Annotated in this window: 13 protein-coding genes; 4 read left to right on the plus strand and 9 right to left on the minus strand. The window is 64.0% G+C overall.

The window, feature by feature from the left end:
• Positions 1 to 54: 54 nt before the first annotated feature.
• On the minus strand, positions 55 to 4,302 hold the full coding sequence (locus tag ACM530_RS13235; protein ID WP_416364919.1) for a DEAD/DEAH box helicase: 4,248 nt from the start codon (positions 4,300 to 4,302) through the stop codon (positions 55 to 57).
• A 166-nt stretch (positions 4,303 to 4,468) separates the two neighbouring features.
• On the opposite strand from ACM530_RS13235, the gene ACM530_RS13240 reads away from it, so the two are divergent.
• Positions 4,469 to 5,353: a sugar nucleotide-binding protein gene (locus ACM530_RS13240; RefSeq protein WP_416364920.1), complete on the plus strand. Its 885-nt coding sequence runs from the start codon at positions 4,469 to 4,471 to the stop codon at positions 5,351 to 5,353.
• A gap of 168 nt (positions 5,354 to 5,521) precedes the next feature.
• Here ACM530_RS13240 and ACM530_RS13245 read toward each other — a convergent pair whose 3' ends face one another.
• The 5 genes from ACM530_RS13245 to ACM530_RS13265 all read right to left on the minus strand — a co-directional run bounded on the left by ACM530_RS13245 (position 5,522) and on the right by ACM530_RS13265 (position 9,581).
• Complete coding sequence (locus ACM530_RS13245; RefSeq protein WP_145162650.1) at positions 5,522 to 6,220, minus strand: OmpW/AlkL family protein; 699 nt, start codon at positions 6,218 to 6,220, stop codon at positions 5,522 to 5,524.
• Positions 6,221 to 6,315: 95 nt separating this feature from the next.
• Complete coding sequence (locus ACM530_RS13250; protein ID WP_106580232.1) at positions 6,316 to 6,837, minus strand: DUF3299 domain-containing protein; 522 nt, start codon at positions 6,835 to 6,837, stop codon at positions 6,316 to 6,318.
• A gap of 11 nt (positions 6,838 to 6,848) precedes the next feature.
• Complete coding sequence (locus ACM530_RS13255; RefSeq protein ID WP_262208822.1) at positions 6,849 to 8,114, minus strand: ABC transporter permease; 1,266 nt, start codon at positions 8,112 to 8,114, stop codon at positions 6,849 to 6,851.
• 1 nt (position 8,115) lies between these two features.
• Positions 8,116 to 8,826 (minus strand): ABC transporter ATP-binding protein, encoded by a 711-nt coding sequence (locus tag ACM530_RS13260; protein ID WP_145162641.1) that lies wholly within the window; start codon positions 8,824 to 8,826, stop codon positions 8,116 to 8,118.
• A gap of 149 nt (positions 8,827 to 8,975) precedes the next feature.
• The gene (locus ACM530_RS13265; protein ID WP_416364921.1) at positions 8,976 to 9,581 is read right to left on the minus strand and encodes a DUF2796 domain-containing protein; all 606 of its coding nucleotides are present in this window, start codon (positions 9,579 to 9,581) and stop codon (positions 8,976 to 8,978) included.
• A 132-nt stretch (positions 9,582 to 9,713) separates the two neighbouring features.
• On the opposite strand from ACM530_RS13265, the gene ACM530_RS13270 reads away from it, so the two are divergent.
• Positions 9,714 to 10,055 carry a hypothetical protein gene (locus tag ACM530_RS13270; protein WP_404485299.1) on the plus strand — a complete coding sequence of 114 codons (342 nt, stop codon included), beginning with the start codon at positions 9,714 to 9,716 and terminating at the stop codon, positions 10,053 to 10,055.
• Here the strand turns inward: ACM530_RS13270 and trxA are convergent.
• From trxA to ACM530_RS13285, 3 genes are all read right to left on the minus strand, one after another.
• A complete protein-coding gene (gene trxA, locus ACM530_RS13275; protein ID WP_416364922.1) occupies positions 10,052 to 10,924 on the minus strand; it encodes a thioredoxin in 873 nt (290 codons plus the stop codon). The genes ACM530_RS13270 and trxA overlap by 4 nt on opposite strands.
• Before the next feature lie 127 nt (positions 10,925 to 11,051).
• Positions 11,052 to 11,708: a class I SAM-dependent methyltransferase gene (locus ACM530_RS13280; protein ID WP_416364923.1), complete on the minus strand. Its 657-nt coding sequence runs from the start codon at positions 11,706 to 11,708 to the stop codon at positions 11,052 to 11,054.
• The gene (locus ACM530_RS13285) at positions 11,705 to 12,160 is read right to left on the minus strand and encodes a YbaY family lipoprotein (RefSeq protein ID WP_145162626.1); all 456 of its coding nucleotides are present in this window, start codon (positions 12,158 to 12,160) and stop codon (positions 11,705 to 11,707) included. Before ACM530_RS13285 ends, ACM530_RS13280 begins: the two co-directional genes overlap by 4 nt.
• Before the next feature lie 139 nt (positions 12,161 to 12,299).
• Here ACM530_RS13285 and nrdR point away from each other — a divergent pair, with 139 nt between their 5' ends.
• Positions 12,300 to 12,770, plus strand: a complete 471-nt coding sequence (gene nrdR / locus ACM530_RS13290; RefSeq protein WP_164487963.1) for a transcriptional regulator NrdR — start codon at positions 12,300 to 12,302, stop codon at positions 12,768 to 12,770.
• Positions 12,767 to 13,903: a bifunctional diaminohydroxyphosphoribosylaminopyrimidine deaminase/5-amino-6-(5-phosphoribosylamino)uracil reductase RibD gene (ribD, locus tag ACM530_RS13295; protein WP_416364924.1), complete on the plus strand. Its 1,137-nt coding sequence runs from the start codon at positions 12,767 to 12,769 to the stop codon at positions 13,901 to 13,903. The genes nrdR and ribD overlap by 4 nt, the downstream gene beginning before the upstream one ends.
• Positions 13,904 to 13,917: the final 14 nt, after the last annotated feature.

The raw sequence follows: 13,917 nt of genomic DNA on the forward strand, positions 1-13,917 counted from the left end.
CGTTCAATGTGGGAGCTGGCTTGCCTGCGATGAGGCCCTTGAAGTCACTGCGACTTAATGCCTGATCAACTTCTCCTGCACCGCCAACTGATCCACCTCCACCCATATCTGCTGCTTGCCGCCGACCATCACCGCCGCCGGCAGCCCGTCGCGGTACACCACCCGATTGCCACTCACCGCCGGCACTTTACTGCCCGGCAGCAGCGTGCCCACCAGGTTCAGCGGATCAGCCCCGCACACCGCAATCAAACTGCCGTCATGCGGCCGGCGGCGGACTTCGCGCAATGACGCAATTGCCTCCGGCAACGCAAACTGCTCGCCCGCCAGCCCACTGACGAACCGCCCGCCGCGGATCTCCCCGCGCGCTTCGAGCCTATGGAAAGTACGCAGCAATTCGCGCCAGCTCGGCAACCAATCCGCCTCACGCTCCAGCAACCGCCAGAACACCACGCCATAGCGGCGCAGCAAGGTCATCGCCACATGCTCCAGCGTCTCGGCCGAATGTGGCCCGGCGGCGCTCGGTGAACGGCGCAGCAAAGCCCAGCGCCCGGCGTCGTCCATGCCGCCGATAAACGCCCCGCGTCCGCGCCGGCTGCTGCGCGCCTGGCGTTTGCTGGCGGGTGTGGTCAGCGCGCGCAGGCCGGCGAAGCTGTCGGCATTCACCAGCCCTGCGCCCACCAGTTCCTGCAGCGCCGTCTCCAGTTCGCTGCGCAGCAGATGGGCTTCGTGCACCAGTTCGTCGAAAAACAGCGCGCCATGTTCACGCAGCGCCACGTGGACTTTCTGCGCTTTGGGCGACAGCGTGGTGCTGTCGGTCATCTCGGTCAGCCCGCTCCACAGCGGCACTTGGCTGCGCGGCAGCAACACCACCGGTGTGCTGCGCAGGGCCATCGCGCCAGCCTTGTTGCTCAGCCGCGTCCACACCAGCTTGCCGCTGCGGCACAGGTCGTCGAGCCAGGTGGATGAGTAATCCTTCAGGCGCGCGCTCAGCAGGTCAGTGTCCCAAGCCGAGGTGGCGGCGGCGTAGCCCTCAAACTGCGCGACAATCTGCGGCAACATGGCGCTGCCCTGGCCGCGTGTGCCCTCGGACAGGTGCTGCCAATCGAACAGAAAGCGCATGAAATCCTGCAGCGCCACCGGCTCGATTTCCCGGCGCAGGCGCTTGACCGTGTAGCGATGAATGCGCGCGAGCAAATGCCGTTCGCACCACTGTTCTTCGCTGGCGCCAGGGCTGAAACGGCCGCGCAGCACGTAGCCTTCGTGCTCCAGGCGAGCGAGTGCCTGGGTTACGTCTGCCACCGGCAGGGCCAATGGCGCGGCGATCTCGATCAGGCTCAGCGGGCCGAACCCGCCGAGGCGGGCGCGCAGCACTTCGACCAGCGCATCATCAGTGGTCCAGGGTTCATCGAAGCCCGGCAGCAACGGCAAGTCGTTGGGATAGATAGCCTGCAAACAGCTCAAGCGTTCCACCGCCACCCACAGGCCATTGCTCAATGCATAGGCGCGCCCACCCTTGGCCAAGGCCTGCAGCCACTCGGCCCATTGCGGCATGACCTCGTGAGTGGCAATGCAGGCCAGGCTCATCAGCGCTTCGTGCATTTCGTCCAGGCCATTGGGCGCCGGCCAGGCTTCCTCGCGCACGCCGGCGATGGCCTCGGCATCCAGCGCGCCGAGGTCGTCGGTGCTGTGCGGGTCGCTCCAGCGCCGGTTGAGCACGGCTTGGGTACGGCGTTCCTCCAAGGGGGCATCGTCGAGAAAGGTGTAGGGGCGCGCGCTGAGAATTTCCGCGGCCATGGGCGAGGGCGCCGGCAGGTCACGGCTGATCAGCCGCACTTCGCCGCTTTCCATGCGCCGCAGCAGCGCCAGCCAGGCGTTGCTGTCCATGGCGTCGTGCAGGCAGTCGTCGAGGGTCTGCTCCACCAAGGGGTGCTCGGGCACTTCGCGCTCGCCGGCGAGGTTTTCCAGGCAGGCGATCTGGTCGGGAAACACGTTGGCGATCAGGTCTTCGCTTTTCATGCGCTGGATCTGCGGCGCCACTTTGCGCCCGCCGGTATAACGCGGCAACGCCAGTGCCACACCGGCGTTCCAGCGCCAGCGCACGCCAAACAGCGGCGCGTCCAGCACAGCCTGGATCAGGACGTGCTCGGCACTGTTGCTGTTCAGATACCGCCACACGTCATCCAGCTCAAAACTGTGGCTGGTCGACAGCGACAGCACGATTGCATTTTCACTGGCCGCCGCCTGCAATTCGACATTGAACGTGCGGCAAAAACGCTTGCGCAACGCCAGGCCCCAGGCGCGATTGATACGGCTGCCAAACGGCGTGTGAATGATCAGTTGGGTGCCGCCGGACTCGTCGAAAAACCGCTCCATGATCAACGTGTCCTGGGACGGCAGCGCGCTCAGGGCCAGGCGTGCGCGGGCCAGGTAATCGAGGATCTGCTCGGCGCTGGCGTGGTTCAGGCCAAGGGTGCCGGTGAGCCAGTCGAGGGCCGCTTGCAAGTCGCCGGGCGTGGCGCTGAGCAGCGCGTCGAGCTGGCCTTGAAACCGCGCCACCGCCGCCGACAATTCGTTGCTGCGCCCCGGCGCCTCGCCCAGCCAGAACGGAATGGTCGGCGGCTGGCCATGGGCGTCCTCAACTCGCACCTTGCCGGCTTCGACCCGCAAAATTCTGTAGGACGTATTACCGAGCTGGAAGATATCCCCAGCGATGCTTTCCACCGCGAAGTCTTCGTTGACGCTGCCGATGTTCAGGCTCTGCGGCTCCAGCAGCACGCTGTAGTCGGCGTTGTCGGGGATGGTGCCGCCGCTGGTCACGGCGGTCAGCTTGGCGCCACGGCGGCCGCGCAGGGTGTGGGTCACGGCGTCGCGGTGCAGGTAGGCGCTACGGATGCCCTGGCGGCCGTTATAGCCCTCGGCGAGCATCTGCAACAGCGCCCGGTAATGGCGCTGATCCAGCGCGGCGTAGGGCGCGGCGCGGCGAATGAGATCGAGCAATGCGGGTTCCGACCATTCCTGCGCACTGACTTCGGCGATGATCTGCTGGGCCAGTACATCCAGCGGCGCGACCGGGATCTGCAAGGTGTCCAGCTCACCCCGGCGCACGCAGTCGAGCAGGGCGGCGCACTCGATCAAGTCGTCGCGGGTGGTGGCGAACAGGCGCCCCTTGGGCGTGCCGCCGACCTGGTGCCCGGAACGGCCGACGCGTTGCAGGAAACCATTGATTGAGCCGGGCGAGCCGATCTGACACACCAGGTCGACGTCACCGATATCAATCCCCAGCTCCAGAGACGCAGTGGCGATCAGCACTTGCAACTCGCCGGCCTTGAGCCGTTGCTCGGCGTCCAGGCGCAGCTCTTTGGCCAGGCTGCCGTGGTGCGCGGCCACGGCGGTTTTGCCCAGGCGCTCGCTCAAGTGCCGCGCCAGGCGTTCGGCCAGGCGCCGGGTGTTGACGAAAATCAGCGTGGTGCGGTGTTCGCGCGCCAACTCGGCGAGGCGGTTGTAGACCAGTTCCCACACGTCGTTGGCCATGACCGCCGAGAGCGGCACCGGCGGCACTTCGATATCCAGGTCACGCGGGCGGGCGTGGCCGATATCGACAATTGCGCAGGGGCGGTCGGTGCCGACCAAAAAGCGCGACACCGCCTCGATGGGCTTTTGCGTGGCTGACAGGCCAATGCGGGTCAGCGGTTCGGCGCACAGGCCCTGCAGGCGTTCCAGGCTCAGGGCCATATGGCTGCCGCGTTTGCTGGCGGCAATGGCGTGGATTTCATCGACGATCACCGTGCGCGTGCTGGCGAGCATGTGCCGGCCGGAGTCCGAACCCAGCAGCACGTAGAGCGATTCCGGGGTGGTCACCAGGATATGCGGCGGGCGCTTGCGCATCTGTGCGCGGTCTTTTTGCGGGGTGTCGCCGGTGCGCACGGCGGTGCGGATCACCAAGGGCGGCAAGCCCATCGCCTGCAGCTGCGCGGTGATGCCGGTGAGCGGGTTTTGCAGGTTGATCTGGATGTCGTTGGACAATGCCTTGAGCGGCGAGACATACACCACCAGCGTCTCGTCCGGCAGTTGCCCGCCATTCGCCAGACCTTTGTGCACCAGGTCATCCAGCACGGCGAGGAACGCCGTCAAGGTCTTGCCGGAACCGGTGGGCGCCGCGATCAGGGTGGAGCGGCGCTGGCGAATCAGCGGCCACGCCTGGGCCTGGGCGCTGGTCACCGAGGGGAAAGCGTTGCGGAACCAGGCGCTGACAGCGGGGTGAAAGCCGTTCAAGACCGTGTCCGTGGTTTCAGGAAGGTTCATACCCCTTATATGCAACCGGCGGTGCCAAGTTGCAACCCCGCACTTTATCCGTGACGGTTGCGCTACAAACCCGCAAAATGCAACGATTCTGGAATAAACCTACGGCCGGCTTCATCCGCCGGCCGACAATAACCATCGTTCCAAACAGACCGGGCCTGCACACTCTATGCGAATGCGCCTTATGTTACTGGGCGGCGGGAATGCCCTCGGGCAAGCGCTGATTCGCCTCGGTGCAGAGGAAGACATCGGTTTCCTCGCACCCAAACCGCCCCAAGACGGCTGGGATGCCGCGAGCCTTACCCAATTGCTCGACGACACCCGTCCCGATGCGTTGATCAACCTCGCCTACTATTTCGACTGGTTTCAGGCCGAAGCGGTCAGCGAAACCCGTTTGGCCTCTCAGGAATTCGCCATCGAGCGCCTGGCCGAGCTGTGCCAGCACCACAACATTACCTTGCTGCAACCGTCCAGCTACCGCGTGTTCGATGGCTCCCGCGCCACCGCCTACAGCGAAAAAGACGAGCCGGTGCCACTGGGCCTGCGCGGCCAGGCGCTGTGGCGCATCGAGCAAAGCGTGCGCGCCACCTGCCCGCAACATGTGCTGCTGCGTTTTGGTTGGCTGCTGGATGACAGCGTCGACGGCACGCTCGGGCGCTTTTTGGCGCGGGCCGAGAAGCCGGATGAGTTGCTGATGGCCGATGATCGCCGGGGTAACCCGACGCCCGTGGACGATGCCGCGCGGGTGATCATCTCGGTGCTCAAGCAACTTGATTGCGCGGCGCCGCTGTGGGGCACGTATCACTACGCCGGGCACGAGGCGACCACACCGTTGGCGCTGGGCCAGGCGATCCTTACCGAAGCGCGTAATTTCCACCCGCTGGCGATCGAATCGCCTACCGCCCAGGCTCACGCGGCACGCCCGGATGCGGCAGATGAACCGCAACACGCGGTGCTGGCCTGCAAGAAAATCCTGCACACCTTCGGCGTCAAGCCTCGGGCGTGGCGGGCGGGGCTGCCGGCGTTGCTGGACCGGTTCTACCGCCACAGCTGACACCGCACAAAACCAAAATGTGGGAGCGGGTTTTGTGTGGGAGCTGGCTTGCCTGCGATCGCATCACCTCGGTATCACTGATACACCGAGGTGTCTGCATCGCGGGCAAGCCCGACTCCCACACAAGCCCGCTCCCACATGGGTTATGCAGTGTTAGTTAAATCGGATTTAGAACTTGTAGCCGATACCCACCATGTAAACCATCGGGTCAACGTCCACATTGACCTTGGCACGTGTGCCCTGGCCCAGCGCATTGTTGTCCACGGTGGCCTTGGTGCTGATGTCGATGTAGCGCGCCTGGGCGTTGATCATCCACTTGTCGTTGATCATGTAGTCGGCGCCGATCTGCGCGGCCCAGCCCCAGGAGTTTTCGGCCTTGAAGTTGCTGAAGCCGGCTTGTTCGGCGCGGCTGCTGACGTGCTCGTCGTAGATCCAGGTGTAGTTGATACCGGCGCCCACGTACGGCTGAAAGGCGGATTTGCTATCCATCGGGTAGTACACGACGCTCAGGGTTGGCGGCAGGTGCTTGAGGGTGCCGAGCTTGCCGTTGGCGGCGCCGAGGGCGGTGTTCTTGATCTTCACATCGTGCTCGAACGGCGTGGCCGCCAGCAGTTCGATACCGACGTGGTTGGTCAGCATGTAGGCGAAGTTCAACCCCAGTTGGGTGTCGCTGCTCATGGTCGCCTTGCCGCCCAGGTTGGTGCCCGCCAATGGGCCCTGATCGACCTTCACATGGCCACTTTCAGCTTCCGGATTCACGGTAATTGCACCGGCGCGAATCAGAATTTCGCCCGCTTCGTGAGCGTGTGCGACCGGGGCGGCGAGGGCGAGCGCGAAGAGGGACGCGCCGAGCAGAGACTTGTTCATGGGAGCTCCAAAAGGACGTTAAAAGTTGTACGTCCAATGGTAAAGATCGTTCCGTTCGATCCTTTGACTCAGCTCAATGAAAGGACGATCAGCCCCTATTCCTGCAGCTCGTAGACATAAATCTTGTCGGCATCCATTTGATAACCGGCGTCGGCCAGCTCGCTGGATGACGGCTTGACCTGCATCGCGCCCTCGATCCAATACGGCTGATACAACTCATCGAGTTTCACCCCGACTTCGCTTTTCACATGCACGATCTGGTTCGAGGGCGGCGGCGGTACGTGGATGCACGCGCCGAAATACGGCACCAGCAAAAACTCGGTGGTGCGGCCTTCTTCGCTGACTTCCAGCGGCACGATGTAACCCGGCAAGCGGATGTGTTTACCGTCCAGGCTTTGCACCACCGGCGCGTTGGGCAAGTCCTGCTTGGCGGCCGGCGCCGACTCGACCGACAGCGCGTCGGCCATGTTCGACAGGTCGTGCAGCGGTTTCATGTTGGGGATTTCCGGCGGCGCGTCCGGCGGGATCATCTCCTGCCATGACAGATCCTTCGGTTGGTCTTCGGCCCAGACGGGCACTGCCACCAACAGCAGCATTGCAAACAGGGCACGACGCATCGAAGCCTTCCTCATAAACGTATGGACAGGCCATCGGCCAGTGATTGTCGATAGGCGCGCCACGCGGGCACGCTGCCCATCAACAGCGCCGCGGCGAGAATGCCGGCGAGCAAGGTCCATTCATATTCGCTCGGCCATGACATCGGCAGGTCCAGCCCGTAATTGGCCTGCAAATACCCGCGCGAGGCGGCGATGCACAGGTACAACAAGCCGACGCCAGCGACCACGCCGGACAAGGCCAGGGCGAAGGCTTCAAAGATCAGCAGCGTTGCGATATGCCACGGCCGCGCGCCCACCGAGCGCAAAATGGCCATTTCACGGCGGCGCTCGTTGAGGCTGGTGAGGATCGCCGTGAGCATGCCGATCAAACCGGTCAGCACCACGAACAGCGAGATCACGAACAGCGCTTTTTCGGCGGTGCCCATCATGCTCCACAACTCTTGCAGGGCCACGCCCGGCAATATCGCCAGCATCGGCTCGCCGCGAAATTCATTGATTTCGCGTTGCAGGGCGAAGGTGGAAATCTTGTTGTTCAGGCCGAGCATGAACGCGGTGATGGCCTGTGGCGTGAGGTCCATGTTGCGCGCCTGATCGGCGCTGATGCGACCTTTGCCCTGGGCCGGCACGCCGTTGTGCCAGTCGATGTGAATGGCTTCCATGCCACCGAGGCTGATGTGCAGCGTACGGTCCACCGGCGTGCCGGTGCGTTTCAAAATGCCGACCACGGTGAACGGTTTGTCATCGTGTTTGACCAGGCTGACCACCGCGACACCATGGGCCAGCACCAGCTTGTCGCCCAGCTTGTAATGCAGCGCCTCGGCGACTTCGGCGCCGAGCACCACTTCAAACGGGTCGGTGGCAAAGGCGCGGCCGCTGGCCAGTTCGAGGTTCTGTTTGCGGCCGTACTGGTAGTGCTCGAAGTAGGATTGGTTGGTGCCCATCACTCGATAGCCGCGGTGCGAGTCGCCGAGGGAAATCGGGATCGCCCATTTCACCTGCGGGCTGGCGGCGAAGTGCTCGTAGCTGTCCCAACGGATGTTGTTGGTGGCGTTGCCGATACGGAACACCGAGTACAGCAGCAAGTTGACCGAGCCCGAACGCGCGCCGACGATCAGGTCGGTGCCGCTGATGGTGCTGGCAAAACTGTTGCGCGCCTCAACGCGCACGCGTTCCACCGCGAGCAGCAAGCAGACTGACAGCGCGATGGCAAAGGCGGTGAGGATCGCGGTAAAGCGGCGGTTAGCCAGGCTGGCCATGGCTAGACGAAACAAATACATCTCAAACCTCTGCGGGCGTGGCGGCGCGATTGAGTTCGGCCAGCGACAGGTGGCGGTCGAACAGCGGCGCGAGGCTCTGGTCATGGCTGACAAACAGCAAGCTGGCGCCAGCGTCGCGGCATTCGGCGAACAACAACTGAATGAAAGCTTCGCGGGCGTCGTAGTCCAGCGCCGAGGTGGGTTCGTCGGCGATCACCAGTTCCGGTTGGCCGATCAGCGCGCGGGCGGCGGCGACGCGTTGTTGTTGGCCGATAGACAGTGAGTCGGCGCGGCGCTCGAGCAGGTTGTTGTCGTTGAGGCCCAAATGCGCGAGCAAGGTCGCGGCGGCCTGGTCGACGCTGCCGTGGCGCTGAACCGCGCGTTGCGCGCGCAGCTTGGAAAAGTGGCAAGGCAGCTCGACGTTCTCGCGCACCGACAGAAACGGCAGCAGGTTGAATTGCTGGAAGATGTAGCCGGTGTGGTCCACGCGAAAGCGGTCGCGGGCGCCGGCCGAGAGTTCGGTCAGCTCCTGGCCGAGCAGGCGGATGCTGCCCCGGCTGGGTTTTTGCACGCCGCCGAGCAGGCCGAGCAGCGTGGTTTTGCCGCTGCCGCTCGGGCCTTTGAGAAACAGGGTTTCGCCGGCTTGCAGGCTAAACGCTGGGATGTCCAGCAACTGTGGGTGACCGGGCCAGTTGAAGCCCAGGTCAGACAGTTCGATCAGTGCTTGGGTCATGTGAAATCAATATCGCCTGGTTGTGGAGCGTGGCGCCGATCCAATGTGGGAGCTGGCTTGCCTGCGATGACGGCGGCACATTCAATATGGATGTGTCTGTTATACCGCTATCGCAGGCAAGCCAACTCCCACATTGACCGTGTTTCAAATCAGAACTTCAGGGTGGCTGCGGTGGCCGTTGCTTCCACACCTTGCTGGCCGCTTGGGCCGATCAGTTGTACCTGAATCTTCTGAGTGGCGGGGAAGGTCTTGAACACCTGGGTCAGGTCGAGGTTGCTCAAGGCCGTCGGCGTGGCGCAGGTGAACTGGTAGTGGGCGTGGATTTCACTGTGGTCATGATGATGTTCGTGGGCGGCTGCGCCTTTGCCGTCGGTGGCGTGGTCATCGTCGTCATCATCATGATCGGCTTCAGGCTTGTCGCCGAACAGCGGGCTGTTGAGTTCCTGGGTGCTGATCACGCAACCGGCGGCCTTGGGCACATTGAGCAGGGCCAGTGGGTTTTCCAGTGACTTGCGGGCTGCGGCAACCTTGGCTTTGTCGGCGGGCGTGCTGGCCTGGTGTTCAAAACCCACGAGGTTCATGGCCGGGCTGTCAAATTCCAGCTCAAGCGTCTGACCGTCGAGTACCGCATTGAGACGGCCGACGCCATGCTCGTGGGCGCCGAGGCTGCCGTGCTCATGTTCGTGATCATCGTGAGCATGGGCAACTGCCAGTGGCAGCAGGGCAAACGGCAAAGCAAGCAGCAGACGGCGCATGAGAAGGCTCCAGAACATGAAAGTTTTGTTATGTGATCTTATAACAATAGTGACAGAGTTTGACCGCCCGCTTGGCGTTGCGCAAGCCGCGTGGGAGCATGCCCGTCAGAAAAAAGTGCAGGAGTAGGGACGATGTTGCGAATTCGTGGAACGGTCGGCGACGTGCCGGTGGACTTGACCCTGGAGCTGGACGACGGCGATTGGGCGCGCTTGGGCGCCCAGTTGCAGGCCGCGCCTACGCCGAGCGCGCCCGCTGCCGCGCCGGTCAAACACAATGATGATCTGTGGCAGAACGCCCAGGACCTGTTGCGCAAGGCCGGGCAACTCAACGGGCTGGAACTGCTCGATCAGCTGGAAGGCTTGGCCGGTGACGCCGCATCAGGCAAGCGCCTGCTGGTGCGCTTGCGCCATAACGCCAGCGTGAAAGTGACCAGCGGCGGGGATACGCCGCTGTACAGCTGGATCGGCGATTAGTACAGCGCAGCAAATAACTTGCGGCGGTACGCGGTGACCAGCGGGTGGTCATTGCCGAGCAGTTCGAACACCTGCAGCAAGGTCTTGTGCGGCAAGCCTTCGCTGTAGCTGCGGTTGCGGATAAACAGCTTGAGCAAGCCTTCCAGCGCCGCGTCGTATTGCTGGCGTGCCAGCTGCTGAATCGCCAGCTGATAGGCCGCCTCATCATCCTGCGGGTTTTGCGCCAGACGGCTTTTCAAGTCGGCGGCGTCCGGCAGCTCGGCGGCCTGGCGCAGGAAGGTGATTTGCGCCTTGGCGCCGGCGAGAGCGGCTTTGTGGTCATCGCTTTTCACGGCGTCGAGCACGGCCTGGGCTTCGCCCAGTTCACCGCGCTCGGCCAGGCAGCGCGCGTACAGGATCAGCGCGCCGGCGTTGGTGTTGTCTTCACCCAGCATCGTTACCAGCACCGCTTCGGCATCGCTGATGCGGCCTTCGGCAAACAGCGCCTGGGCCTGCTCCAGCGGATCAGCCGCCGCCGGTGGTGGCATCTGCACGTGCGGCTCCAGTATTGCGCGCACCGCCGACTCCGGCTGCGCGCCGGCAAACCCGTCCACCGGCTGGCCGTCCTTGAACAGCACCACAGTGGGCAGGCTCTGAATGCCAAAACGCGCGACGATATCCTGCTCAGCCTCGCAATCGACCTTGGCCAGCAGCAACTCACCCTGATAACTCTCGGCAATTTTCGCCAACATTGGCATCAACGCCTTGCACGGCGCGCACCACTCCGCCCAGAAATCCACCAGCACGGGTTTCTCGAAGGAGTTCTGGATCACTGCCTGGTCGAAGTTGGCGGTGGTGACGTCGAAGATGTACGGCGTGGGCTCACTCATGGGGCGTCTCGAATAAAGCGGGAATGGGGCAACTATAAGGGGATGGAGTCCAGATCGCTATCGCGGGCAAGCCCGCTCCCACAAGGGAATGCGGCCAGGCGTGGTAGCGGGCGTGCCCGCGATGGCCTCAAGTGCGCCGCGAATGGTACAGGCTCACCTTGCGAAACTCCCAAGGCTCGGCCAGGTCCGGCAGGGTCAGTGCCTCAAGGATTTCCAGGCGTTGATAAGCCGGGTGCTGGAAGTCGCGCACGCGCGAATCTGCTACCAGTGCTTCACGGCCGCGCGTCAGGAGTTGATCAAGCAGCGGCAGGTTGGCGCGGTCGTAAAGCACGTCGGCCACCAGGATCAGGTCGAAGCGATCGGCTTCGGCGAAAAAGTCGGCTGAATAACTCAGTTCTACGCCGTTGAGTTCGGCATTCGCCCTGCAGGACGCCAACGCCAGCGGGTCCAAATCACACGCGACCACTTCCAGCGCGCCCGCCTTGAGGGCGGCAATCCCGGCCACGCCAGAGCCTGCGCCAAAATCCAGCACGCGCTTGCCGGCAACCCACTCGGGGTGCGCCGCCAGGTAACGCGCCAGCGCCAGACCGCTGGCCCAGCAGAAACTCCAATAGGGCGGCTCATGCAGGATGCGCCGGGTTTCTTCGGGGCTGAAGGCGCGGTCCATATTGTCCGCGTCCAGCAGCCACAACGACAGCTCGGTGCCCGGCAGCGGGCAGGGCACCAGTTGCGCGTCGCCGATCAGTTCGCTCAGGGCGCGTTGCAGGTCCAGCGGTGGCGTCATGGCGCCGGGACGAGTTGCAGCGGGCCGGTGGCCTGGGTAATTGCCTGGGTGATGCGCACGGCGGGCAGGTGCAGGATCAACTGGCCGGACTGGCTGGCGCGACCGCGCAATTCAACCCGCGCACCGGCCGGGAAGGCTTCCGGGTTAAAACGCAGGCGGAACGCCAGGGGCTTGCCATTGCCGGTCAACACGCTGCTGGCGAGCAGTTGTTGCGGGCGGTTGCGCTCGTCAATCACCAGCAGGGCCAGTTCGACTTCGGCGTTGGCCGGCACGCCGTTGAGGGTGCCGTTGATTTCGCGCTGATAAGCCGGCAGCGGGCCGAGGTCTTCAATGCCGGGCACTTTTTTCTCTTGGGCGGGCGTCGGTTGAGGCGCCGAAGGCTTGGGGGCTTCGCTGCTGCAGGCGACCAGAAAACTGAACAGGGCGAGTAAAACAAGTGGTCGTAACTGCATGTACGGCTCCAGAAAGGGCAAAATCCGTGGCTTTAAAATAAAGAAACATATAAGCCTGCCTATATACCGTAAAGGCTATGGCTTGTCTTGCCACAGGGATGCGCTACCATGGCCCTCCCTTTTTTTGTTGCCTGCCACCATGCACTGTCCCTTCTGCGGTGCCAACGACACCAAGGTCATTGACTCGCGTCTGGTCGCCGAGGGCGATCAAGTACGTCGCCGGCGCGAATGCCTGGCCTCTGGCTGCGGTGAACGTTTCACCACCTTCGAAACCGCCGAACTGGTATTGCCACGTCTGATCAAGTCCGACGGCAGCCGCCAGCCTTTCGACGAAGACAAACTGCGCGCCGGTATGCAGCGCGCCCTGGAAAAACGCCCGGTGAGTGTCGAGCGGCTGGAGGCGGCGCTGGTGCATATCAAGCACAAGCTGCGTGCGACCGGCGAGCGCGAGGTCAAGAGCCTGGTGGTTGGAGAGCTGGTGATGGGCGAGCTGCAAAAGCTCGACGAAGTCGCCTATATCCGTTTCGCCTCGGTGTATCGACGCTTCCAGGACCTCAACGAGTTCCGCGAAGAAATCGACCGCCTGGCCCGTGAGCCTGCCAAAAAATGAACCCTCCGTCTGCCGAACAAGCTGTCCTCGATGCCCATTACATGGCCCGCGCCCTCGAATTGGCGCGCAAGGGCGTGTACACCACCCACCCCAACCCGCGTGTGGGCTGCGTGATTGTGCGTGACGGGCAGGTTGTCGGCGAAGGCTGGCACGAGCGCACCGGCGAACCGCATGCCGAACCGAATGCCCTGCGCGCTGCCGGTGCCAAGGCGCGTGGCGCCACGGTGTATGTAACCCTGGAGCCGTGCAGCCACCACGGACGCACGCCGCCGTGTGCCGATGCACTGGTGACTGCCGGTGTAGCGCGCGTGGTGGCCGGGATGCAGGACCCGAACCCGGAAGTGGCCGGGCGTGGCATGCAGCGCTTGGCGCAAGCCGGTATCGAAACCCGCAGCGGCGTGCTGGAAAGCGAAGCGCGCGCGCTGAACCCGGGCTTCCTCAAGCGCATGGAGCACGGTCTGCCGTTTGTGCGGGTCAAGCTGGCGATGAGCCTGGACGGCCGCACCGCAATGGCCAGCGGCGAAAGCCAATGGATCACCGGCCCGGCTGCCCGCGCCGCCGTACAGCGCCTGCGTGCCGAGGCCAGTGTGGTGCTGACCGGCGCCGACACGGTGCTGGCCGATGGCGCGCGTCTGACGGTGCGCGCCGCCGAGTTGGGCCTGGACGATGAAACCACCGCACTTGCGATGTCGCGCCCGCCCTTGCGCGTGTTGATCGACGGGCGCCTGCGGGTGCCGCTCAATGCGCCGTTCTTCAAGGCCGGCCCGGCGTTGGTCATCACCTGCGTGACCGCGGAAAACCAGTTCCCCCGTGGCCCCGAATGCCTGGTGGTGCCGGGCGTTGACGGTCAGGTCGACCTGCGCTCGGCCCTGGTGGCCCTGGCCGCCCGTGGCGTCAACGACGTGCTGGTGGAAGCCGGCCCGAGCCTGGCCGGTGCGTTTGCCCAGCAAGGGCTGGTGGACGAGTACGTGATATTCGTCGCCGGCAAGTTCCTCGGCTCCGCCGCCCGGCCTCTGCTGGACTGGCCGCTTGAGAAACTGGCCGATGCCCCCCCACTCAAGATCACTGACATGCGCGCTGTAGGCGACGACTGGCGAGTCACTGCCATCCCTATGCCAGCAGCGAGCGTATAATTCCCGGCCCGCGC

Origin of the sequence: Pseudomonas sp. NFX183, assembly GCF_047943075.1 — a bacterium.
Lineage (GTDB): Bacteria > Pseudomonadota > Gammaproteobacteria > Pseudomonadales > Pseudomonadaceae > Aquipseudomonas.

Coding starts and splice junctions, on each gene's coding strand:
- ACM530_RS13265 (WP_416364921.1), bottom strand. CDS start 9,581: ATGCGCCGTCTGCTGCTTGCTTTGCCGTTTGCCCTGCTGCCACTGGCA.
- ribD (WP_416364924.1), top strand. CDS start 12,767: ATGAACCCTCCGTCTGCCGAACAAGCTGTCCTCGATGCCCATTACATG.
- ACM530_RS13250 (WP_106580232.1), bottom strand. CDS start 6,837: ATGCGTCGTGCCCTGTTTGCAATGCTGCTGTTGGTGGCAGTGCCCGTC.
- ACM530_RS13240 (WP_416364920.1), top strand. CDS start 4,469: ATGCGAATGCGCCTTATGTTACTGGGCGGCGGGAATGCCCTCGGGCAA.
- ACM530_RS13255 (WP_262208822.1), bottom strand. CDS start 8,114: ATGTATTTGTTTCGTCTAGCCATGGCCAGCCTGGCTAACCGCCGCTTT.
- nrdR (WP_164487963.1), top strand. CDS start 12,300: ATGCACTGTCCCTTCTGCGGTGCCAACGACACCAAGGTCATTGACTCG.
- ACM530_RS13260 (WP_145162641.1), bottom strand. CDS start 8,826: ATGACCCAAGCACTGATCGAACTGTCTGACCTGGGCTTCAACTGGCCC.
- ACM530_RS13235 (WP_416364919.1), bottom strand. CDS start 4,302: ATGAACCTTCCTGAAACCACGGACACGGTCTTGAACGGCTTTCACCCC.
- ACM530_RS13270 (WP_404485299.1), top strand. CDS start 9,714: ATGTTGCGAATTCGTGGAACGGTCGGCGACGTGCCGGTGGACTTGACC.
- ACM530_RS13280 (WP_416364923.1), bottom strand. CDS start 11,708: ATGACGCCACCGCTGGACCTGCAACGCGCCCTGAGCGAACTGATCGGC.
- ACM530_RS13285 (WP_145162626.1), bottom strand. CDS start 12,160: ATGCAGTTACGACCACTTGTTTTACTCGCCCTGTTCAGTTTTCTGGTC.
- ACM530_RS13245 (WP_145162650.1), bottom strand. CDS start 6,220: ATGAACAAGTCTCTGCTCGGCGCGTCCCTCTTCGCGCTCGCCCTCGCC.
- trxA (WP_416364922.1), bottom strand. CDS start 10,924: ATGAGTGAGCCCACGCCGTACATCTTCGACGTCACCACCGCCAACTTC.